Source organism: Paenibacillus pectinilyticus, assembly GCF_001700435.1.
GTDB classification, from domain to species: domain Bacteria; phylum Bacillota; class Bacilli; order Paenibacillales; family NBRC-103111; genus Paenibacillus_E; species Paenibacillus_E pectinilyticus.
Genome location: NZ_LYPC01000026.1, coordinates 119,964 through 144,095, shown reverse-complemented (window position 1 = coordinate 144,095; position 24,132 = coordinate 119,964). Strand labels below are relative to the sequence as shown.

Annotated in this window: 18 protein-coding genes; 4 read left to right on the top strand and 14 right to left on the bottom strand. The window is 45.5% G+C overall.

The window, feature by feature from the left end:
- Nucleotides 1–226: 226 nt before the first annotated feature.
- The 7 genes from A8709_RS21195 to A8709_RS21165 form a co-directional block, all read right to left on the bottom strand.
- On the bottom strand, nucleotides 227–1,579 hold the full coding sequence (locus A8709_RS21195; protein ID WP_425262341.1) for a 6-phospho-beta-glucosidase: 1,353 nt from the start codon (nucleotides 1,577–1,579) through the stop codon (nucleotides 227–229).
- On the bottom strand, nucleotides 1,548–2,513 hold the full coding sequence (locus tag A8709_RS21190) for an N-acetylglucosamine kinase (protein ID WP_084225263.1): 966 nt from the start codon (nucleotides 2,511–2,513) through the stop codon (nucleotides 1,548–1,550). Before A8709_RS21190 ends, A8709_RS21195 begins: the two co-directional genes overlap by 32 nt.
- Before the next feature lie 24 nt (nucleotides 2,514–2,537).
- Nucleotides 2,538–3,551: a LacI family DNA-binding transcriptional regulator gene (locus A8709_RS21185; RefSeq protein WP_065854860.1), complete on the bottom strand. Its 1,014-nt coding sequence runs from the start codon at nucleotides 3,549–3,551 to the stop codon at nucleotides 2,538–2,540.
- 58 nt (nucleotides 3,552–3,609) lie between these two features.
- A complete protein-coding gene (locus tag A8709_RS21180; protein WP_065854859.1) occupies nucleotides 3,610–4,971 on the bottom strand; it encodes an ABC transporter substrate-binding protein in 1,362 nt (453 codons plus the stop codon).
- Nucleotides 4,972–4,991: 20 nt separating this feature from the next.
- Nucleotides 4,992–5,858: a carbohydrate ABC transporter permease gene (locus tag A8709_RS21175; protein ID WP_065854858.1), complete on the bottom strand. Its 867-nt coding sequence runs from the start codon at nucleotides 5,856–5,858 to the stop codon at nucleotides 4,992–4,994.
- Nucleotides 5,855–6,736 carry a carbohydrate ABC transporter permease gene (locus A8709_RS21170; RefSeq protein ID WP_065854856.1) on the bottom strand — a complete coding sequence of 294 codons (882 nt, stop codon included), beginning with the start codon at nucleotides 6,734–6,736 and terminating at the stop codon, nucleotides 5,855–5,857. The genes A8709_RS21175 and A8709_RS21170 overlap by 4 nt, the downstream gene beginning before the upstream one ends.
- Before the next feature lie 717 nt (nucleotides 6,737–7,453).
- A complete protein-coding gene (locus A8709_RS21165; protein WP_065854854.1) occupies nucleotides 7,454–8,404 on the bottom strand; it encodes a sensor domain-containing protein in 951 nt (316 codons plus the stop codon).
- A 235-nt stretch (nucleotides 8,405–8,639) separates the two neighbouring features.
- Between A8709_RS21165 and A8709_RS21160 the strand changes: the two genes are divergently transcribed.
- Nucleotides 8,640–9,044 carry a CBS domain-containing protein gene (locus A8709_RS21160; RefSeq protein ID WP_065854853.1) on the top strand — a complete coding sequence of 135 codons (405 nt, stop codon included), beginning with the start codon at nucleotides 8,640–8,642 and terminating at the stop codon, nucleotides 9,042–9,044.
- A 96-nt stretch (nucleotides 9,045–9,140) separates the two neighbouring features.
- On the opposite strand, the gene A8709_RS21155 is transcribed toward A8709_RS21160, so the two are convergent.
- Nucleotides 9,141–10,109 carry an AraC family transcriptional regulator gene (locus tag A8709_RS21155; RefSeq protein WP_084225261.1) on the bottom strand — a complete coding sequence of 323 codons (969 nt, stop codon included), beginning with the start codon at nucleotides 10,107–10,109 and terminating at the stop codon, nucleotides 9,141–9,143.
- 55 nt (nucleotides 10,110–10,164) lie between these two features.
- Here A8709_RS21155 and A8709_RS21150 point away from each other — a divergent pair, with 55 nt between their 5' ends.
- Genes A8709_RS21150 through A8709_RS21140 form a run of 3 tightly spaced genes read left to right on the top strand, consistent with a single transcriptional unit; the run spans nucleotide 10,165 to nucleotide 13,300 of the window.
- Complete coding sequence (locus A8709_RS21150) at nucleotides 10,165–11,490, top strand: DUF455 family protein (protein WP_084225259.1); 1,326 nt, start codon at nucleotides 10,165–10,167, stop codon at nucleotides 11,488–11,490.
- Nucleotides 11,491–11,525: 35 nt separating this feature from the next.
- Nucleotides 11,526–12,527, top strand: coding sequence for an aldo/keto reductase (locus tag A8709_RS21145; protein ID WP_065854846.1), 1,002 nt, complete (start codon nucleotides 11,526–11,528; stop codon nucleotides 12,525–12,527).
- 2 nt (nucleotides 12,528–12,529) lie between these two features.
- Complete coding sequence (locus A8709_RS21140) at nucleotides 12,530–13,300, top strand: SGNH/GDSL hydrolase family protein (RefSeq protein WP_167357145.1); 771 nt, start codon at nucleotides 12,530–12,532, stop codon at nucleotides 13,298–13,300.
- Between the two features lie 359 nt (nucleotides 13,301–13,659).
- Here the strand turns inward: A8709_RS21140 and A8709_RS21135 are convergent, their stop codons facing one another.
- The 6 genes from A8709_RS21135 to A8709_RS21110 form a co-directional block, all read right to left on the bottom strand.
- Nucleotides 13,660–17,190 (bottom strand): discoidin domain-containing protein, encoded by a 3,531-nt coding sequence (locus tag A8709_RS21135; RefSeq protein ID WP_065854844.1) that lies wholly within the window; start codon nucleotides 17,188–17,190, stop codon nucleotides 13,660–13,662.
- A 125-nt stretch (nucleotides 17,191–17,315) separates the two neighbouring features.
- Nucleotides 17,316–18,149 (bottom strand): carbohydrate ABC transporter permease, encoded by an 834-nt coding sequence (locus A8709_RS21130; protein ID WP_084225257.1) that lies wholly within the window; start codon nucleotides 18,147–18,149, stop codon nucleotides 17,316–17,318.
- Nucleotides 18,149–19,039: a carbohydrate ABC transporter permease gene (locus A8709_RS21125; RefSeq protein ID WP_065854842.1), complete on the bottom strand. Its 891-nt coding sequence runs from the start codon at nucleotides 19,037–19,039 to the stop codon at nucleotides 18,149–18,151. Before A8709_RS21125 ends, A8709_RS21130 begins: the two co-directional genes overlap by 1 nt.
- A 65-nt stretch (nucleotides 19,040–19,104) precedes the next feature.
- Nucleotides 19,105–20,466, bottom strand: coding sequence for an ABC transporter substrate-binding protein (locus tag A8709_RS21120; protein WP_065854840.1), 1,362 nt, complete (start codon nucleotides 20,464–20,466; stop codon nucleotides 19,105–19,107).
- A gap of 98 nt (nucleotides 20,467–20,564) precedes the next feature.
- On the bottom strand, nucleotides 20,565–22,190 hold the full coding sequence (locus A8709_RS21115; RefSeq protein ID WP_065854838.1) for a response regulator: 1,626 nt from the start codon (nucleotides 22,188–22,190) through the stop codon (nucleotides 20,565–20,567).
- Nucleotides 22,187–24,037, bottom strand: coding sequence for a cache domain-containing sensor histidine kinase (locus tag A8709_RS21110; RefSeq protein WP_065854836.1), 1,851 nt, complete (start codon nucleotides 24,035–24,037; stop codon nucleotides 22,187–22,189). The genes A8709_RS21115 and A8709_RS21110 overlap by 4 nt, the downstream gene beginning before the upstream one ends.
- Nucleotides 24,038–24,132: the final 95 nt, after the last annotated feature.

Genomic DNA, 24,132 nt, shown 5'->3' with positions numbered 1-24,132 from the left:
AAATATCTATTGAAGTTAAGATAACATCTTCTTCATGGGGTGTCTATGAAGTTGGTCTTCCTGCGTTACGCCTTTCGAAAACATCGGAAGAATACCTGCACGTCTTCGAGTCTCAATTATCAAGATTCTAGTTTTACCAAATGGAGCAAATTACGAATAGGAAAATTTCTTCCCATTACAAACGACCCCAAACACGTAGGTTTGAGGTCGTTATAATTATAAACGTTTATACTTTAGGATAAAACTGAGGAAGCAATTCTTTGTTTTGCTCCAATAACTCGTGCAGCATCTTCTCCGCCACATTAATTGAAGGAACCAGCGGATGATGCGCCAATGCTTGCAGTGCTAACCCGCGATCACCTCGTACCGCCGCTTCGATCGCTAGCTGTTCATACGTTTTGACTGACGCCATCAGTCCCTTGATCGCGTCGGGCACCGTCGTCACTTGCAGTGGAATCGGTCCTTGCTTCGTCACCAAACTGTTGACCTCAATACACGCATTTTCCGGAAGAAAATCAAGATTCGAGCCATTGCGAACATTCAATGTTTGGACATCTCTAGTATCGTTGTAGATGGATTTCATCAATTTGACTGCTGCTTCCGAGTAATACGCACCACCGCGCTGCTCCAGTTGAGCCGGTTTATGATTTAAATTCGGATCTTGATACAGCTCAAACAATTCATCTTCGAGTCGTTTCACGATTTCAGCCCGCGTACCTTCCTTCGTAGATGAAGCCAGTTGATCTTCGAGCATTTCTTTATTTAAATAGAAATATTTCAAATAATACGAAGGTATCGCCCCCAACGACCGCATAAATGCAGCGTTCCAGTTGTACTGGGGTACATTTTGGGCAGAGTAGCTGTCGTTGCTTTGAAGCAGTTCTTCCAGCTTGGAGCTGCCATCCACCTGAATGTCCGTCACCCAATGCAGATGATTAAGCCCCGCGAACTCCGCATAGATACGGCTAGGCTCCACATCATATAGCTTGGATAACCATTTATAAACAGAAATCGGCGAGTTGCATATCCCTATGGCCTTAACGGATGAGTGCGTATAGATCGCTTCTGTCACCATCCCTGCTGGATTCGTGAAGTTCAGCATCCAAGCATCGGGGCACAGCTCCTCCATATCCTTGCAAATATCGAGCAGCACCGGAATCGTTCGGAACGCTTTCATCATCCCGCCGGGGCCGGTCGTTTCCTGACCAATTACACCGTACTTCAGCGGAATCGTCTCATCCCACACCCTTGCTTGCAGCATGCCAACCCGCATCTGGGTAGATACGAAATCTGCATCCTTCAGAGCCAATCTACGGTCAAGCGTCATATGCACTCGAATGGGAAGACCCGATTTCTCAACCATCCGCAGGGCTAATTGGCCCACAATGTCCAGCTTCTGCTTGCCAGCTTCAATATCCACGAGCCAAATGTCCGATACAGGTAATTCCTGATAGTGTAAAATAAATCCTTCAATCAGCTCCGGCGTGTAAGAAGAACCGCCTCCAATGACAACCACTTTGACTTGCTTCTTCAATCCAGACAACTCCTTAAACATGAGATACTTGCGCGATATTCGCATATATGGCATCGGTAAGCGAAATGCCATCCTTCTCCATCGCTAGGAAAACAGCCCCTACCACGGGATCTACGTCTAGTATCCTCAATTGACAGCCTGGTGCAACCCCCGCAACCTGTTCCGCAATGTAAGGATGTAAGAAAGAACTCGCACCTTTGGTCAAAACACTTCCTGCTAACACGAGATCAAAGACTTCGTGCTGCATCTCCAGCTTTTGAATCACAGCTTTTGCTGATATTCCTAGCTCTTCGCCCTGCTTCTTCAGAATTTGACGGGCAATGGCATCTCCGCCTGACGCTGCTGTGAATACTAAGGGAGCTAAGTCGGGTGGTATCCGCAGCTGCGTATCTAATGAATGATGAAATAATTGCGCTACGGAATCGTATTGCAGCTTCGCTAGAACAAGATCTGTCAGAAGCGTTGGTGCTGTTCGCCCTTCCCATGCACGTATGACAGATCGAAACGCTTCCACCGCCAGCTCACTGCCGCCGCCAAAGTCACCATAGGCATAACCAAAGCCTCCGCACTGGTACACTTCCCCATGAGGGTTCACCCCCGCGCAGTTCGTGCCCGTCCCGCATATGGAAACGACGCCATAGGGTCTTGTTGTCCCTGCCCGCAGGGCAATCATGGTGTCACAGACGATTTCCGATTGAGCGAAACCCAGCTCTGCCACGATCGGACGCAAGATGCGATAATCGGCCTCTCGATCTGCACCGGCTAAACCGAACCAAGCTACGGCAATATCTTTGACCTGCAGTGCTGCGCTCCTTAACGCCTCGTGAACAGCGCTGTGAATATTGCTTCTGGCCATATCAACCCGAATTTGGTGATTCCCTGGACCTGCTTTAGCGATCGCGAGGACTCGGCCTGCTTCATCGGTAATCATCGCCTTCGTTTTCGTACCGCCGGCATCCACGCCTAAGTAAGCTTTCAAATTCGTTCGGCTCCATCCTTTAATCTACTTATGTGCTGCGCATTCCGCTGTCGACTCCCTCACAATAAGTTCCGGCTTCAAACAGACGGATTTACTCCGTTTGGATGGCCCGTCTATCATGTCGAGCAGAATCCGAACGGCTTCTTTCCCTAATTTCTCCATAGGCTGCCTAATCGTCGTTAGACGCGGATGAATCTCCTTGGCGAAATATTGATCATCATAACCAACAATCGAGATATCCTGAGGAATACGGTAACCCTCATCCCGAAAAGCATCCATCGCGCCAAGCGCAAGACCGTCTTCGCCGGCAAACACGGCTGTAGGCCGAATCCCCTGTGCCAGACAAGCTTTGACGGAATTAAATCCACAGCGAATATTAAATTCGTCTGTGCCAATAACGGTTGGCGCGAACCCCGCCTCAGTCATCGCTTGCTCGTATCCTCTTCTTCGATCCCTCGCACTGAGATACAACTCTGGACCGCTAATATGCAGGATTTGACTATGACCAAGATCCAATAAATGCCTCGTCGCCTCATATCCACCTATAAAGTTATCCACATTGATTGTGACAGCCTTCGTATCTTCAATATGATTATCAATAATGACGAAAGGAATCTTCTTCCTTTTCAACTCCAGCACATACTCCTTCTCCGCAAAAGTGGAGAGCAGGATGATGCCGTCTACCCGATCCTCTTGGAACAAGAAGTGATTAACCGCACTGTTGTCCAATTGCGCAGTAGAAGCGATAGATAAGGCTAAGAAATAGCCTTTGGCCTCCAGGCTTTCATTCACCGCGTGAATAATCCCGTCAAATACGGTGTCACCAAGCGTTTGCAAGGTGATGCCGATTAATCCGGTTGATCCTCTTGCTAGTGAGCGGGCAGCCGAGCTGGGCGTATAGCCTAGGTCCTTCATGGCTTGAAGAACTTTCTGACGATTACTCTCCCGAACGGTCGTCGAATTGTTCAATACGCGGGATACCGTGACCAGGGAAACACCTGATTTTTCCACTACGTCTAAAATACTAACTTTTTTCATTCGCATGATCTCCCGAATTTGATAGTCGAATCGTATTCGGTTTCATTATAGCAGATTCCTAATTCTTCTTATATTTTGCATTCAACTCGGTCAATAGATCGTTCACTTTCTTATCCAAAACCGGACTTATCGTGGTTGCATTCGCCTTTTCATTATCCATCTGATCCATTTCGTTATTGACCACATCAAGAATATGCGAATAGTTCGAAATCAAATGATTGTAGGATTCTGTTCCATATTTTAATCCGCCTTCCACGACTTTCTTTAGATCTTTCGGGTCAATGGCTGGCGCATACAGATTATAATATTTCTCAGCAGCTTGTTCGTTCGATGGCGGTGTACCCCCGCTTAGCTCAATCGCCTTCTCTTGCACGTTCTTCTGCAGCTGGAATTTAATCCATTCATACGCTTCCTTCGGATGCTTCGAATCTTTCAGAATCACAAGCGGATCGATATAGAGCACATCGCGCGCTTTATCGTTATAACCAATCGGTACAGCCGCAACGCCGACCTTGAAACTGTAATCCTTCACAGAAGCGAGAATCCATGCACCTGCTACTGACATGCCGACCTTACCTGTGGCGAAAGGATCTCCGCCCTGCCCAGCGACAGCCTTAGTGAATTCTTTGGAAGGCATCACCTTATCGGTATAGATCATATCGTGCAGCCGCTGATTCGCTTTGACCGCTTCAGGAGAGTTGAAATAGGATGCAGTTGGATGACCGCCGTTCTTCCATGTATCTTCTGAGTACACTTTAGCGCCGAAATAAATGAGCCTCATATCCTTCTCAGCCCAGCCCCAATCCACTCCGAATTGGGCTTTCTCCGGGTCATCGCTCGGTTTGGAAAGCTTCTTCGCAACCTCCATCATCTTATCGAAGGTCCATGATTTGTCTTCAAAGTCTGACGGTGGATATGGAATCCCGGCTTTATCAAACATATCTTTGTTGTAGATCATCAAAGAAGTATAGCTATACACCGGTATCCCGTAGTTTTTGCCATCTATTTTATAAATGTTCAGTACATCATCAGACATCCCATAGTCAGCCGCTTTAAAATTATCAGCCTGGACGAGATCTGTCATATCCCGAAGCATCCCTTTATCCATGAACTCAATGAAACCCATCTCTCCCCAATGTGAGGTTACATCTGGCGCTGTACCTGCTGCGACGAGGGATTGCAGTTTGGAATCAAATTCGGAATAAGGGGCTTTCATAATTTTCACTTTAATGTTCGGATGCGCTGCTTCAAAATCGGGTACAAGCTGTTCGACAAAGGTTTTGTCAGGCAAGTCGGGCACAAACTGGGTAATCGTCACCGATTTATCGTTGTCACTCTTCGTATCCGAACATCCCGTTACAACTGAACTTACCACAAGCATCACAGCTAAAGAACTTACAGACAGCATACTTTTCTTCATGGCTAGATCCTCCCTATTCGTTACTTGACGCCGGTCATGGCAATGCTTTGAACGAAATACTTTTGCGCGAAAGTAAATAAAAGCAAAATCGGAATCACAGCTAAGATGGCCGCGATCATCACCAGATTCCATGGGACCAAACGAGTTGCCGAGGCATACATCGATGTCATGCCAATCGTCAGGGTAAATTTCTCCGTGGAGCTCAGATACAGCACCTGTCCGAGTAAATCATTCCAGCTCCCGATGAATGAAAATATCGCAACAGTCGAAAGAACCGGACCCGATAGCGGTAAAGCGATGCTCCACCATTGGCGGAATTCCGAACATCCATCCATTCTTGCCGCATCGAAAAGTTCATTGGACAGCGACGTGAAAAATTGACGAATGAGAAAGATCATGTAAGCTGAACCAAAGAATGCAGGGACGGTAATCGGCAAAAAGGAGTCCATCCAATTCATCTGCTTAAATAGAATAAATTGCGGAATCATGAGCACAGGATAAGGCAGCATCATCGTACCGAGCAGAAAAGCGAATAGCAATTGCTTGCCTTTGGCTTGATAACGGGCGAATCCAAAGGCTACGAACGAGGACGACAGCACGGTTCCGATGACGGTAACAAGGCCGATCCATAGGCTATTCCTGTACCATAAGCCATATTGATACGTCGTAAAAAGCTTTTTCACATTACTCAGTTCAATATGTTCGGGGATAATTTTCGGTGGAAACTTAAGTACTTCCGCTTGTGACTTCAAGGCTGTTGAAAACATGTTAATGGATGGAAACACCATAATAACCGCTAGTATGACGAGGATGGCTAGAACAAGAAATTGTGGAATTTTAGATGTAAGCGTATTCTTTTTTGCCGTTTTGATTGAACTGAGGCTCATGCGCCATCCCCCCCTTCATAATGCACATATCGCTTGGAGATCTTCATGACCAGGTAGGTCATGATCATGACTAGAATGAGCAGTACCCAAGCCAGCGCAGAGGCATATCCCATTTTGAAAAATTTAAAGCCATTCTGCCACAAATAATAAACATAGAACTGTGTAGCGTAATGCGGACCGCCTTTGGTCATGACAAACGCTTGCGTAAATACTTGGAACGAATCATTGATCCCCATGATCAGCTGAAACAAGATGACCGGTGAAATGGCCGGCAATGTTATGTTGCGGAGCGTCTGCCAGCGGCTTGCTCCCTCCAACTTCGCGGCTTCATACAAGTAGGTCGGCACACCCTGCAGCGCAGCTAGGAAAATGATCATCCCTGCCCCTGCTCCCCACATCGTCATAATGACCATCGCCGCGAGCGCCCAATGCTCATTCTCCAGCCAACTGGGTCCTTGGATTCCGAACAAACCCAGCATGTAATTCATCATGCCTGTTTGGGAATTGAATACCCATAACCACAAGAGTGAGAGTGCTACGCCCGATATCATGCTTGGAAAATAGAGCGCCGTGCGAAACAGCCGTCGGAACGGGACCTTCTGATTCACAAGCACAGCGAACAGCAAGGATAAGACTAACTGCAGCGGGACGCTGAAAACGGTGAAGATGAGCGTTGCTTTGACGCCGCGCCAGAATAATTCGTCGTGAAACATCTTGGTATAGTTCTGTAACCCGATCCACTTCGGCGTATGAATAATGTCATATTCTGTGAAGCTGAAGTAAAGCGAAGAGACAATCGGGTACAGCATGAACACGAGCGCGCCGATGAGCCACGGCGTAATGAAGAAGTAAAAATATCGGGCATTGCGAGTTAACATCGTTGTTTTCACCTCCCTTAAAATTTCTTAAGTATAAACGTTTATACTTTATGGGTTAATATTAATATGGGTGGAAGTGGATGTCAATCGCTTTTTTTGTGGGGGCTCGGCGGCAATTTAACGAGGATCGAGCAGCCTTTGAAGGTGCAGAGGGGCGGGTAACGGGACGGGCAACGGCGGGCAACGGCGGGCAACGGTTTTACTAGGTTAGTCGGATTTTCCGGCTATCTTACTGCCGCGGGGATCGATTCTACTCGAGTTGGCCGGATTTTCCGGCTATCTTACTGCCTCGGGGCTCCATTCTACTTGAGTTAGCCGGATTTGTCGGCTATCTTACTACCGCTGGGTTCGATTCTACTCGAGTTAGCCGGATTTTCCAGCTATCTTGTTGCCGCGGGACCCGGTTCTACTCGAGTTAGCTGGATTTTCCGGCTATCCTACTGCGGCGGGACCCGGTTCTACTCGAGATAGCCGGTTTTTCCGACTATTTTCCTGCGGCGGGACCCGATTCTACTCCAGTTAGCCGGATTTGGCTACTATTGACTCTCGGACAAGCAGCTCTATTTTTTCGACTTATTACACTTCGAGGCCTCTGATTATTTCCTGCAAGTCGATTTTATCGACTTGCTGCACCATCATGGTCCCCCGGCTATCTCACAGGCAATATCCCCTTGAGATAGCCATAACCTAGGCAGCTCGCAGCTGCGCTCCTTACTTTTAAGAAAAAAACTGATATCCATTCTTTCCATTTGCCTTGGCACGGTATAACGCATTATCCGCATTTTTGAGAAGCGTATCTAACAGGTTGCTCGCATGCGGTGGATACAATTCGATCCCAATACTTACCGATAATTGGAGCGCTTCTAGCTGAGTGTCCCAGGATGATAACCGGGCAAGTAAGCTTTCCGCATACTGACTAATCTCATCTTTGTCAGATAGATCGATCATGTTTATTATGAATTCATCTCCGCCTAGTCGGACAGCAAAGCCCTGATGCTGCTGGACGAATTGGTCAAGCCGTAAGGCCACTTCCCGTAGGACTAAATCTCCCGTATCATGTCCATACAAGTCATTTACCTTTTTGAAACCATCCAAATCAAGAAAAAATAGTACGCCTCCTCCCGCGGGAGAATCCTCAAAATATTTATGTAGGAACTGCCGATTATATAGCCCTGTTAAAGAATCTCTATAGGCAAGCCGCTCTAAATTTAAGTAATAAGCGAACAGTTTTGCGATGTTTTGGAGCATTTTGATACTTTTCGTACTAAATTCATTAGCATCGGTATGAACAGCACACAATGTCCCAAACGCCTTCCCATTCGAAAGAAGAATAGGCACCCCTAGATAGGAATTAATATTGGCACCGATAAGCGCCTTCCGCAGATCATCCAACTTCGTTTCTTTACTCATATCTTCAAAAATCAAAGGCCTGTTGTTGTCAAAATCAATTCGGTTACACACAGTTTCAGTGATCTCAATGACCATGCCCTCAATGATATGGATCTCTCTACTTGTTTCTGAAAGTTTTATGATCACTTGGTGTTTATCCGTAAACGTGGTGAGGTAAATAAGTCTATCCGGCATAAATTCTTTGGCCATGTCTAAAATATCCCTAGCAAGTTCATCAAAGTTTTTATAAAATTGCAATTCCTTTAGTGGTATTTGCATGGTAACACACTCCCCATTTTTATATGCAACCATTCGATCATTGCGGGCTATTCGATGCGCTCTCCCCTTAATTCAACAGCCTGAAACACAACACCTGCTAGAATGAATATGGCCTTTTTATGACACATTTGGTCACATTTCCAATTATTACTCCGTCTAAACTTGCCTATTCCTAGGTGAAGTATGGTTTAATAAAAGAGATGACGTTACTCGGGACAAAAAGGAGCGAAACACAGTGGAAATTAAATCATTTCTATTACCCAAAGACAAAGTAGCTTACCTGTCGACTTCTGCTTCCATGAAAGATGCCATAGATCGACTGGAAGCCTGCCATTATACTGCGATTCCGATTATCGACGAGAATGGAAAATACGTTGGCACCCTAGCAGAAGGCGATTTATTATGGAAACTGAAGTGCACGCCCGGCTTGACCTTCGATAACATGGACGAGATTACGGTCACCAACATCAAGAAGCGGATTTTTAATGAATGCGTTGCGATCGATGCACACATGGAGGATATGCTGGCTCTGGCCGCGGACCAGAACTTTGTTCCCGTTGTAGATAGAGAAGGCATTTTCCTCGGTATCATTCGACGCAAGGACATTATTGCCTACTATACGAGAAATATCACGGATTAAATGGTCGTAGGAAAAAGGATAGGGATAGGGCTCAAGGGCCCCGTTCCTATCCTTTTTTTTACATCCTTTCCAATCAGCTATGCTTCATAAAATACGCTAGATATCCGCCGACCGCCGATATTTCCCGGGTGATACGCCAACCTCTTGCTTGAACAGTCGGTTGAAATGACTTAGATCATCGAAGCCGACTTCTTTCGCGATGTGGATGATTTTCTCGTCCGTCGTCTCCAGAAGACGCTTAGCGAATCGAATCCGCATATCGTTGCGATATTCCAAAAAGGTCTTGCCCACCACCCCGCGAAACAGCGCGGTGAATTTACTTTGGCTCATGCCTGCCATTGAGCACACCTGCTCGAGCGTTAGCGGGCTTGCATGCCGCGATTCGATGAATTGACAGACCCGCTCAATCATTTCTCTATCACTTGTGATGGAGGAGAGCGGTTTTTGTTTATTTTTCTCATAGATGCGGCTTAACGTTATGAAAATCTCTATCAATTTCGTCTTAATCAGGAAACGATAGCCGCTTTCCTTACTTCTAAATTCGTGAATGAGCTGCTCCATCAACTCTCGCAGCTCGAACTGCTGCTTCGCATTCAATGTCAATTTGCACTGAAATGACACGTCCGACCGCAGGAAGGGTTCCATGTAGAAAAAGTCCATAAACGATGTCACGTTCGACAGCGCTTCAAGCTCCATAGTCAAAAGCGAGGGCACGAACAGCACATTCACAACCTTCAATTGCTGTCCCGCTCCAACACGGTAGCCATGAGCCTTCCCTGGCTCGATGATGAAAATATCACCTTGCGATATCGGAAACCACGTTCCCTCATATTCATGTTCTCCCTCACCATGACTGATGAAAGCGAGCTCGACGAACTCGTGCGCATGCGGAAGAATGGTCTCATTGCTCGCAATGAGATAAGGAGAGGCATGGAAGAGAAAATCCTTACTTTCTAAAAACTTATCGTTACTATACACATCGGTCACGTTGTCTCGCCGCTCCTTCAATCTGTCGGATTCGCCAGTTTGTTCGTTAAATCCACCAAGTCCGTTTGCAGCCTTCATTATACAATTGTATCAGTTAAGTTAAACGAAATCACCAGGAAAGGCTGGCGTTCCTATGACTGTTCATTTTGAAATTGAGAGATTCGAATCGCAGGATTTGCGCAACAAACTAGGAGATTACTGGATGCGAGTACCGGAACAGATCTCACTTCTGAATCGTTTTATTTTTCTGGATTGGGCATCCGCCCGACTTATCGCAGGCTGGGTTCCCGCGGCGAAGGAGCTTGAATGGAAGTCCGAGCTTTGTCGACATATGTGGATCGATATGACCTGTGCCCATCGGCTTCTTGAGCGCAAGGAAGAGCTGGCGGCCAACGCCAAGATCCATATTCCTACGCCTCAAATCCAGACTTTTCTGCAGGATGTAGCGGCAGCGGACGGATTCTACGCATTTCTGGCTGGCTGGTACATGGAAGTGAAAACGGAAATCATCCACGCACTAGAACGACTTACTGAATCACTCGACCCGATCTTCGATGCGCCAACCTTAGAGCTTATTACCGAATTATTGCCAAAAAAACGCGATCAGATCGAATGGGCCAAACGACTAATCCATGAGTGCGTGAAGGACCCTGCCACCCTCGAAAGCGTAACAAGATGGCGCAAATACGCACGCGATTACGTTCGACATCTGAATGGCATCGATGGGCGTGGTGACTTCGGCGTAACTGCACAACCAGCGAAACCACTTGTGGAGGCCTATGGACCCGCACCTAAGAAACGTACGATGCCAGACTGGTTGAAAAAGGGAGACTTTGATCATCCACCGGAAGATGTGCGCGATAATTTGAAAATCTTCATGTGGCACTACATGACAGAAATCCAGGTCGTCGATCCGATGTGCTACGTTTTCTATGGTATGGACGACATGCCCTTTGAATTTTTCGTTGATTTCAGCCGCCACATCTGGGATGAATGCCGTCACCATCAGATGGGTGTGCGCAGATTGGAACAATTGGGCTTCGATATCAAGCAATTCCCGATTCCTTTTGTCGAGGATGCTACCCAAGAGCTGGAGCATTTCTATGCAGAATTAACGATGTTCGGTGAATCGTGTTCCTTCAGCCGCAAGAAGAAATCGATGGATTCCTTTTATGCCAAATCAGATATTATTTCCGGTATGACAGCAGAGATCGATATTGTCGACGAGCGAACACATGTCAAATTCGGCAAGAAATGGACGCCCTTCCTCTACAAACATCGCCTCCAAGATGATCGCAGCTTAGATGACATCGTACGCGGCATTATGGATCGACGTTTTGCTGAAGCTGCGCCAGGCAGCGATCTCAGTAAACTCAATGCTGAAGAACGCAGCAGCATAACGCACTTTGCCTTCTGCGGCAAAATCGAATTCAAAAATCTTGTATTTGATAAGCTGTAAACGACTAAACCATTAGAATTGGAGGAATCTTACTCATGAAATACCGCACATATGGAAAAACGGGCTGGCGTGTCTCCGAAATCGGTTTCGGTGCTTGGGGGCTCGGAGGCGACATGGGACCTGTCGAGGATGGGAACTCCATAAAGCTGCTCTTATCTGCCTGGGAGCGCGGCATTAATTTCGTCGATACGGCTCAAATGTACGGCAAGGGCCGGTCAGAATCCGTTATCGGCGCGGCATTAAAACAATGGCATGGCGATCATATTTATATCGCCACCAAGGTTCAACCCGTCGAGTGGCCGCACCCTAGCATCGACAATCCAGATATGGCTTCCCGTTATCCTGCTGCTTACTTGCGGGAGCAATGCGAAGCCAGCCTGCGGCGCCTCGGGCTGGAGACGATCGATGTGTACCAGCTGCACGGCTGGTTCACACGTGGCATTGAAGAGACAGAATGGTTCGATACCCTGTCTCAATTAAAGCAAGAAGGCAAAATACGCGCCATCGGCGTTTCGATTCGTGACTACCGCCCAGAAGATGGCATCGAAATAGCAAAACGTGGCATGACAGAGTCGGAGCAGGTCATTTTTAACCTTTTTGAACAGCGTCCAATTCAGGAATTGTTTCCAGTTTGCGAAGAGACTGGCGTCGCCGTGCTGGCACGCGTGCCATTCGATGAAGGTTCTCTAACGGGGACATGGACGAAAGATACGTACAACCAATTCGCACCTGAAGACTTCCGCCGCCATTATTTCAAAAATGACCGGTTTGCTCGCACTTTTGACAAAGTTGAGATGATGAAAGCTGTTATTCGTCAATTAACAGGCGACCAATATACGAGTCTGGCAGAAGTTGCTCTGCGTTATTCACTGTCCCATCCTGCGGTATCCTGTTCGATTCCTGGCATGAGCTCCATTCGTTCGCTAGAGGCGAACATCAAGGTGTCCGATGGCGAACCGCTACCAACTGAGCTGCTGGAAGCTTTACAACCTTTCAACTGGCCGCGTAACTACCACAATCCGGATGAGACGAATTGATGGTGAGTACTAGCCCTCCTTCCCCCTTCAACCGCTTTCGAAGTCGACTTATCGGCAAGGCAGACGATGTGCGTGAACGGCCCGTCGTCTATGTCGCCTTCGGCGACAGCGTCACGCAGGGCTGCATGGAATACGCCACGCTCGATCTCGATGCCGTCTACCATGCGCAAGTGAAACGATTGATCGAGCAGCGTTATCCGCGCAGCGTGATTAGCGTTATCAATGCCGGCGTCTCTGGCGATACCGCGCATCAATCTAGAGCGCGTTGGGAGCGCGATCTGTTCGGATTTATGCCCGATCTCGTGACGATCGGCTTCGGTGTCAATGATGCGCATGACGGCCCGAGCGGGCTAGCCGCCTATACGGAAGCGCTGCGCGAGCTCATCACTTCTATTCGATCACGTACGGAGGCCGATATTTTATTGATCACCCCTACGGGGATGATCACCTCGGACAACCCATTCATCCATGCATGTGATCGACCTGCTGTTCCCTCTTTTTTACACACGGCGGAGCATGGGTACTTGGCCCTTTACCGCGAGGCCATGCTGACACTAGCTGCAGCGGAGAATGTCCCTGTCTTAGATGCTTATCAGCTTTGGTTCGAGCAAGCGCGGGATGGTCAAGACTTGCATGCACGGCTCGCCAATGGCATCAACCACCCAGATCGCCAATTTCACACTCAGCTAGCCATAGCTATGGCAGAGAAATTACTAAAAGAAGAGGCTGCCCCAAAAGTCATACATAATTGGAATCGAGGGGAAATCGATTAACACCTTTGTTTCTAGCTATTATTAAACAAAAAAAACAAAACTGTCTCTTAGGTCTTGTCAGACCTTTAGAGACAGCCTCATTTGAGCGGGCACTTGCCGAATAGGGAATCCTAGTGTGCTTATTGCTTCAGCAATCGTGATTATTCGTTCGATAAGCCCACATGGAGTGCGTATGGGTCGCACGCGGTGCCATTTTGAGCGCATACTTGTAGAATAAGCAATCCTAGCGTGACTATCACTTCAAATCTCGTGATTGTTCATGCGATAAGAGCACTGCGGGTGCTTATTGGTCAGAAGATGATAGCTGCGCTAGAAGTAGTAGAATCTACTTATGAGACACCCTTTTTCTATCCCCTTTTTCAATAAACAATAGCCTCAGCTAACTGCATCCGATACGTATTGAAATCATTCGGATTCGAGCGCAAGCTCGTGCCTTCAATTTTCACATAACGAGCGTTTTGTGCCGTAAACGTAAAGCTCTGCGTAGCATTACCCGGCTTCGCATACGCAGTACGCGTAACCACTGTCGTCCAACTTGTTCCGTTCGTGGAAACTTGAATGGTAAAGTCAACTGGGAATCCATACCCCAAATTAACGCCATCTGTACGTGGATACAAATCAACCTTGGAAATCGATTTGCTAGCACCTAAATCTAAGGTAACGGACTCAGTATGATTAGCTCCTGTGTTATTGCTGCTGGTCCATCCGTAGGAACCAGAAACACTCGTCAAATTACCGTCCGTTAATCTGGAAATGCCCCAACTAGCGTCTTCGACTGTGCTTGTAGCGCTTACGCTAGTGACAGCCAATAAGCTTGCTTCTGCAAATTGCATGCGATATAGGTTGCCATCGTTGGGATTAGCTCGTAGGCTCGTTCCTTGCACTTTGACATAGCGAGCTGCTTGTGGCGTGAACGTGAAGCTTTGCACAGCATTACCTGGTAAAGCATACCCGGATTTTGTAACCACCGTCGTCCAAGTCGTACCATTCGTCGAAACTTGAATCGTGAAATCTACAGGGAATCCATATCCCGTATTCACGCCATCATTTCTCGGATATAAATCGACTCGGCCTAATGATCGGGTATTACCCAGATCCAGCGTAAGCGATTCTGTATGATTCACCGTTGGCGTCAGGGTACTTGACCACCCATAAGCACCGCTAACTGAATTAGGATTGCCGTCCACGACTTTACTTAATCCCCAATTTGCATCTTCCGCTGAACTGGTTGCAGTTGCCGTAACACTGCTGTATTTGGTATCGATATTATTGCTTTGCACAAGCTTGGAACCTGCACTATTCGCAACACCAATCCCGCCTACTCCTGCTCCTCCGACTATCTTCGCCGCTGTGATCGAAGCACCAACGGTAAACGAAGTATACGGTGAGGGGTATGTTAAATACGTCCCATAAAAATTAGAAGTGCCACCATTCAATTGGAACCTAATATCTTCTGGCGAGGTAATAAACTGATACGCATTCAACGTTCCGCCGTTCATCGTCACCATCGTGCCATGATCCGCATAGCGATAGCCAAATACATTCACTGTACCCGCAAATGTAGAGCCGGTGATTAACCCCGTTTGTGTGCCTCCGAAATCCACAAGATTGATCGTGCCGCCAGCGTCGATCCGCGCCGTAGAAGTCGCATCGGTTTGGCACGTGATACAAGTGAAATTATTCGTCGTTCCTCCATCATTAACGAATCTTAAGCCTGCTGCCTGTGAATCAATCCCTGTGTCTGGTAAATAAACGGACATCTGCAGCGCAGTGATATTCGAAGTAGAACCAAACTTCCATGGAGAAGCCGTGCTGGCTAACGAGATATGATCGCGATAGGAGTTATTAGGAAAAGCTAGGGCAGCACTTTCGGCACCTTCACCGGTCCAGGCTTGCATTTGATTTTCCATAATGCCGCCTGTTGAGCCGTTGCTAACAAAAGTCCCTATATTTCTAACATTGCCGGATATGCCAGAAAACTCAAAGTTATCGGAGCGGACGGATGCGAAATCGATTCCATTCCATGAATTGACAAGCCGCACATCGCGGATCCAAATGCCGTTTCCATTCCCTTTCACTGTGTAAGGATACGTCATCGTTCTGCTTGTGCCCATATCTGGATAATACACCATGATGCCTCGCAAGCCGCTTGCTGCATTCATCGTGATAAATGGCGTTCCGCTTGGATTATTTTGATTTGCGTAGGAGAATAAGGTTGAACCTTTATTGTCGCCCATGGAAGACGATTCGGCTACGCCTCTCAATTCAACACCTGTTGGAATGGTGAGTTGTCCTTTTACCATCCAATAGCCAGCAGGGACGAATACGGTACCGCCGCCTGCAGTGGAAGCTGCATTCAAGGCATTTTGAATAGCTGTCGTATTGTCAGTTGCGGGATTGGAGGTGCCGCTTATTGCACCATAGGTCGTAATGTTGTAGAAATTAGTGGGATTAGCGGGTTTTCTTTCTTTCAACATCGTGTAGGTTGTCGTAATGGCCGGCAAGTTAGGAATGCCCAGCGATGTATGATCAATGAAGATTTGCGGTGAAGGCACATAAGTAATCGTAGGCGTTCCTGTAAACGTATTTCCTAGAATCGAAGCCGATTTCACTCGACTATCCAAGGCAATATGCGTACCGCTCAAGTTGAAAGCGGATGCCTCAATCAAGGCGCTTCCCTGCATAACCTTAATGGCGGAATCAGTCCAATTCGTAAAAGTCATCTTCATGAGATTCAACGTTTCCGTGCTGGAATCAAAGTAAACGCCATTGGTCGGAGTGCCGCCAATTGTAATCCCTTGTATGAGTGCCTCACCAATTTGATTCATTTTGATGCCGTACGTATTTGTTCCTGCAAGGACATTAATCGTTCCGCCGACTAAAGAGTTCCCAGCATTTCCGCCACCGCTGTAATGGTAGTAAACACCTGTATTGACATTATTCAATGTAATATTGGAAATCTGTGTCCACCGATTGGCACAATCGATCCCGATTTTGGCATCTTCCACTCGAATATCGTATAAATTAATGCCGTCAATATGGCCATCCAACAAGACGCCCGTCATATTCGCACGCATATAACTTGTTAAAGTAGCTTGATTCGGTGAAGAGCTTGGTGCACCTGAAAGTGCAGAATTGATCCAGTACTTGGAGGAAATATGTACGCTTTCCGTATTCCCAAAGTTCCAATCATTCGTCTGATGCACGCCTGTATTCAAGGCAGTCATCATTACGTTCTTGATCATCGGCTCTTGGGACTGTGAAAGCCCATTTCCTGTTTCGATACCTTTGTAAGCGTTATAGATCGTTACATTGATGACCGCAAAACCATGATGGGCGGCATCTTCCGTATCAAATACCCCTTCCGAAATCGTATAGGGATAGGTTGAAGGGCTGGCGTAGCTTTGGTTCGGGTACCAAATGCTCAGATTCTTGACTGCCGCATTTGATGCTACTGTAATGAATGGAGAGCCGCCTGGGTTATTTTGATTCGCTGTCGTACTTAGAATTGTGCCTTGTGCTGCCTCATTACCAGCGGTATCTGGATTCCGCCATTCTCCGCGCAGCGTGACCTTTCTTTTTAGAACGAGCGTTCCATTCAGTCTCCAATCACCTGCAGGTACATAAACGATCCCCCCGCCATTCGCATAAGCTTCATTAATCGCGTTCTGAAACGCTGTCGTATTGTCCACCGCTGGATTATTAGCAACAGCACCAAAGTCAACCACGTTCTCGGTATAAATGACAACATCATCCTGAGGAAGCGTCGGGCTCGTATTGATACTTGGCGTATAGGCTGCCCATGTCTCGTTTGTGAATGCGCATAGGCCAATAAAAATTGCGGTTAACAAAATCCCACTCATGAACAGTGTTTTCACATAACTTCTCACCAACAGTCATCTCCTTCAAATTAGCATACAGGAACTAGCCATCCTTGTCGTACTAGCTTCGATTTGAACTTGGGCGTGACTTCCACTTACGTCCTCCTTTCCTCGAATTTCGCTCCTTAACTGAACTATCCTTTCAATGCTCCTGCCGTAATGCCCCCAATAATGAACCGTTGTGCATACAAATAGACGAGCAGCATCGGGGCCACAATCATACAAACACCAGCAAAAATAAGCGACCAATCATTAAAATACAACCCACGGAACGATGATAATTGAACGGTAAGCGTCATTTTGTGACTATCATTTAAGTAAAGTAATGGCATTAAAAAGTCATTCCAGATCGTGAAGAGATTCAGAATACTGACCGTTGTCAGCGCTGGTTTCAGTAACGGAAATACGATTGCAAAGAAAGTCCGATACATCCCACAGCCATCGATGGAAGCCGCTTCTTCAAGCTCTCTTGGAATGCTTTTTACAAATCCGGTTAATAGGAAAACAGAAAAAGGGGCTAGTGTGGCTAGGTAGATAAAAATGACACCTTGGTACGTATTAATTAAATGGAAACCTAGCATCACTTTATATAAAGGAATCATCGTCATTTGAAAAGGGATAATAAGGCCGGCCAGAAATACCACATACATCGTGTTATAAAAACGATTGTTCTTTCTGGATATGGCATAAGCCGCCATAGAAGCTATCAAAACAGAACCGATGACCGAAACGATAGCAATGAGCAAAGTATTATAAACGGATTGAAAATAATGCATCGTCTGGAAAGCGGTCTTGAAGTAGGTCAGTGTGAATTCCCTAGGGAACCCGAACGAATTTACGGCTAATTCATGCTTGGTTTTGACCGATGAGATCAGAACAAGCAAGATGGGATACATATGAAGCAGACATATTACCCACAAGAGAAACTTGTATAGGGGTCCCATCACCCTGGAGGCAGATTTGCTCATCACATTTCAACCTCCCTTTTCCGCAGAAAGCTAACCATAATAATCGTTAGTATTAAAATAAAGACGAACATCACGATCGATAATGCCGATCCGTATCCCCATCTAGAACCACTACCAAAACCGATACGGTAAATCATCGATGCGATGGATTCCGTCGCGTAACCAGGGCCACCGCCTGTTAAGGCGTAGATCTGATTGAATATCTGAAGGTTGCCAATTAAAGAAAGCATGATGTTAATCGTAAAAGACGGAGCGATTAAGGGGAATGTAATATGAATAAATTTATTCCAGCCAGATGCGCCATCGATATCCCCAGATTCATACAGCTCCTTCGAAATACCTTGAAGACCAGCGATATAAATAAACATGGTGTATCCCACGAATTGCCATATCGTAACCACGATAATCATCCGTTTGGCCCATGCGGGATCACTCAGCCAACCGACCTTGAGTCCGCCAAGATGAATCGCATCTAACAAGTGATTAATGACACCAATGTTTGGTTCAAGAATGAAGCCCCATATGTAGCCAATTAATAGCGTACTGAAGATAAAAGGCATAAAGAAGATCGTCCGCATGATATTCACACCTACGAACTTCTTAACCAAAATCAAGGCTAGTAGAAGTCCAAACAAGTTTTGCAGCAACGTAATTGACACCGTATATATGGCTGTATTTCTGAAGGTGGTGACAATCATCGTATCGCGGAATAATTCTTTGAAATTATCCAACCCAATGAATGTGCTGGTCACGCCATCCCAATCCGTCAACGAATAATAAGCGGAGCTTAACGTTGGAATTAGAAAGAATACCAAATAAAAAATCAATGCCGGCAGCAGAAATCCAAACCATTTCAACTCCAGAAATACTTTATGTCGATGTGCCCACATCTTTTCATGCCTCCCTATTGAAATAAAGAGGCCAGCATTTCACATGCATGCTGGCCAGCTTTATGCTATTTTTTCTCTAGTGCCTTATCATTCGCTTTATCAAAATCGCTGATAAACTGATCGACCGTTTTACCCTTCGCGACTAAATTCTGCATCTCTTTATCATAAACAAAGGTGGAACCGCTTGGCTGATAGTTACTGTTGCCTCCCCACCAATCCGGCTGTACATCGCCAGATGACATGGCCCCTACTACCTCTGCAATGTAGGCGTTATCGGATTTCACCTTGGTGTTGGTGGAAATCCCATTCAGATCGGCGATGACACGTGTTTGATTATCAGCACTCAAATACGCGTTCAAAGCAATCTTAGCCGCTTCGACATTCTTGGAATCCGCATTGATCATAATACCCGAGTCCGCTGATGTCGGAACCGCTGTTTTCTCCCCTTTGGCATTCAGAGGAAGAGCGAAGAATCCGATTTCCGCTTTAGGATCAGCGTCCTGCACGGATTTATACTGCCATGTTCCGTTAATCAGCATCGCTGTTTTTCCAGTTCCGACCATGGCACTAGCCACATTCACATCCGTACCGAGATAATCTTTCGTGAAGTACCCTTTACTCAGCCAATCTAATTGCACATTAAGCGCTTTGCTCACATCCTGTTTAATATCCCCATACTTCAAGGAGCCGTCAGCAAGCTTCACTCTCGTATTCATGTCCTTGCTATTCACATATTGGCCAAAGGCAATGAAATTAACGATTTGTGTTGTCCACGCATCTTTAAAGCTTCCAGCGATAGGCGTTACATTAGCCGCTTTCAGCTTCTCTACAGCTGCAACGAAGTCATCGATATTCGTAGGCACCGTCAGCCCGTTATCTTTGAATAATTTCTTATTGTAGGTAACTCCTAAGACGTTCGTGGAGACAGGCACATAGAATAATTTGTTCGCTTTATTATCCTTCCTGTCTTTAATGACAGCAGGCAAATATTCGGAGACGGATTTAAGATCCGACAGATCTAAGAACTGTTTGGCATCGATATGTGCTTTTTCAGCAACAAGCCCTTTATCTACCCCGTGCACAGCGACCAGATCCGGCAAGTCATTGGCAGCCAATTTGGTTTTAAAAGACGATTCATACTGATCCGTCGGCACATTTTGCATCTCGATTGTGATGTTATACTTTTCCTTCATATCCTTAATCCAAGCATCTGTGGATTTGGTTCTATCCGCATAATCCCACGTTAAATATTTGAGCGTAACCGGTTTGGCTGCAGCCGTCGTTGCTGCCGGTGCTGAGGCTGAAGCTGCAGGCGCCGCACTCGTAGTTGACGCAGGCGTCGGTGATGTGCTTGCTGTCGTACCGCAACCTGCTGCCAACACGGTTGTACATGTACAAGCTAACGCTAGTAAAGAGATTTTTCTCAATGTAAACCCTCCTCTATTTGGATTAAAGCGTGCTGCTCTATGTATTCATCATATCGATTTTAATTGGAGCAGATAATCCAAATATTTGACTACTTCCACTACATTTTTCCTACCTTTTTATATTCACTTGGTGTACAACCAAAATGTTCTTTGAACTTTTTCAGAAAATAATTGACGTTCTCATATCCGACCCGCAATGAAATATCACTTAATTTCAAGTGGTCCTGTTGCAACAAGCGGGCTGCGGCATCCATTCTAATTTTGCTTACATATTCATTAAAGTTCTGACCCATCTGATTCTTGAAAATCCTTGACAGGTATGCTGGATTAATAAAATACGTTTCAGCCACACTATTTAAATTAATATTCTCGGCGTAATGAGCCTGGAGATAGGCGACAATATCATCTAATGCTTTTTTAGAGCCGACTTTTTTATTGGCTTGAATAAAATAGAGCGCTTTCAGTGCGCTTTGCTTCAGCCAATTTTCCAGCGCTGCGCTGCTGAATAGTTCGTTCGTAATCTTATCTGGGAGGTTGGATTCCTGAAGAATGTCTTCCAACAGCCCTTGATATTTCTTCACCGTTTTATTCATTAGCATACATAATTCTAAGACGGTATTCCGTATACTTTGCGGATGCAGCGACTGGCTATTGTTAATTTCGCGGAAAAAATCTTCGATCATATCGGTAACTTGCTTGCTATACCCATTCTCCAAGTAATAAAGGAATGATTTCTCCTTATCATCCGGATAAATAAAATAGTCATTTCTACGTGTAATTTCGTCGTACTGTACAATACGACTATGATGTACCATCCCTGCATGACGGACTGCTTCTACAGCCTGTGTATAAGATTGCGCCGCATCCTTCATTGACGCGAACCCGCTGCTCATCCCCATGTAAAGTTCGAACCGAATAATGGATTTCACGCTTGTAATAATCCGATTGCATTCGGCAGTAAGCTCTTGAATCGTTTCCTGATATTCACCATCATCAAAGCCCTTGATCATGACCAGCTCATCTTGCTTCGTGTAATTTCGAAATACAATCATATTATCGATGTGTTCGACTAACTCGCTGATGACATTGTTAATAACAAAACTAGAGACATTGGACTCGCTATTATAATGCCTTGCTGTTATCTCCGTGAAATTCTCCACCTTAACAACCGTTATCATAAAATAAGGCCAATTGAACGACAGCTGATTTCTGTCCATTTCACGTGTCATTTCCTCGACGCCAACATGCGAGCCTGTAAGAAGGCTAGTAAGAAACTTCTCCCGCGATAAATGACTGCTTTCATTTAATTGAATTCTAAGGTCGATAAGATCTTGCTTCGTCTTTTCATTCTCCTTGATGATCGCCACCGCATTCTGAATCGATGCTTCCAGCTTGTCTTCTTCAATCGGCTTCAATAAATAATCAAAAACCCGGTACGTGAGTGCCTTTCTCGCATACTCAAATTCAGCAAACCCACTGATAACGATAAAAATAATATCGGGATAAGCTTGATGTGCATGTTCGAGCAAAGTGATGCCATCCATCACAGGCATACGAATGTCCGTCAAAACAATATCCGGACGCAATTCATCCAGCATTTGCAGAGCTACTCGGCCATTCTGAGCTTCCCCGACTATCTCCGTACCTAGTGAGCTCCAATCGATCTGTTCGCGCAAACCTAGTCGAATCCACTCTTCATCATCAACAATCATGATTCGTATCATGTCAATCTCCCTTCGGGCCTAGGTAATGGAATATGTATCGTAACTCTCGTCCAATTTCCCTCTTCACTCTCGATCTGCAGACCGTATTCAGCCCCATACATGAGCTTGAGCCTTTGATGAATATTTTTTAAACCAATATGGTTATTGTCTGTCAAAGAAGCGCTCCATTCCATCGTCTCCGTATGATTCATGTGCTGCATCAGCTTTTCCAACCGATCACGGGGTATGCCAACACCGTTATCAAAGACATCAATACAAACATGTTCCCCCTCGATGCGAGAGGAGAGTTGAATCCAACCGTTTGCACCCTTGAGTTCTATACCGTGGACAATCGCATTCTCAACAATGGGCTGGATAACTAATTTAAGAATAGGTACATGCCCAATCTGTTCAACGTCTATTTGGTAATTTAAATACTCTTTATAACGAAGCTTCTGAATATCCAGATACGAACTGACAATTTCCAATTCTTCTTGCACACTTTTGTGATTGTTATCTGTGTTCAAGCTATATCGCATGATTTTGGCCAAGCTTTTGGAAACCTGATGAATCTCAGGAACCTTTTTCACAATTGCCATAGAGCTAATAATTTGCAAGGTATTATACATAAAGTGCGGATTAATTTGAGCCTGCAAATACTTAAATTCCGCTTCACTTCGGGCGAGCTTCTCTTCATATTTCTCCGTAATTAAGGTTCGGATCGTGGATACCATGGCGTTAAAACTCTGGATCAGCTGACCTAATTCATCGTTTGCGTAATGCTCCAACTGAAATTCAAAGCTGCCTGCTTTCACCTTATTCATCCCTTTATGCAGCTTGTGAATCGGCTTAAACATCACTTTAGAAAACATATAAGCGAGGAGAATGGTAATCATCACAGCGGCAATACCGAGCTCCATATAAAAGAGTAAAAGCCGATCTCCGCCTTTGACGATTTCTGTATATGGCGTTAGCGTAAGAAGCTTCCATCCCGTTACACTTGATGTATTAAATGAAATTAGATACGATTTCCCATCGATTGTATCCTGATAGTTCCCATTACTCTCCGTCATAATTTGATGGGAAATTTGCTTATTTAAGACGATGCTCCCTTGTTCCACTTTGTTCTGATAGATTTCGTTTCCTTGCGGATCTAGGAATAGAACACCTGTCTTTTCACTTAATCTTGCTTTATCAATAATGCCTTTCAACGAATCCATGGACAAATCCAGTAAAATAACACCGTACGGCTCCGCATTGAAATCATCGATATTTTTTAAAAGTCTGGAGAAAGAAATAACTTCCTTATTATATTGAAGCTGAAAAGGATAGTGAGGCGGCAAAATAATCGTTCTCCCATCGGCTTCCATCGTTTGTTTAAACCAAGCTTCATTCGTAGGCGAGTAATCCAATTTATTTTTGCCGCCGATTGCATAGGAAAAAACCTTCTCTTTGGAGGAATAGATGTAAAAACTATTAAAATCTTTTCGTAGAAACATCAGTCTCTGGAAAAAGTTGCGGATGACTTTTAACGAATGAAATTCATCTTCTATGCCTGTGTACGACTTCGTAGATAGAATCTCCTTGATGCTGTTACTGGAATCTGCGTAATCCGTTTCTGCATAAATCGATTGGATAATCTGATCGACCTGATCCAAATTATCTTCAAATTCGGTATTGATATTGTCGACTAACCGAGCAGCATTCTTTACGGCTTCATCCACATACATATTCCTAGTATATTTGTAAGAAAAGAAGCTCGATACGAATATGACCAAGCAGACAATGATTAAAACGCCATAAAAAATTTTATTAAATATGCTGGAATCCGTAACAACACGCTTGTATAGTCTTCGAAACCATGCCATTGCCCTACCCGCCTCTTCATGCCAGTTTTATCCAGTATAACACGACAAATACGGCAGCTTAACGATACTCTGGCTCATCGAAAAGTTACCGTATT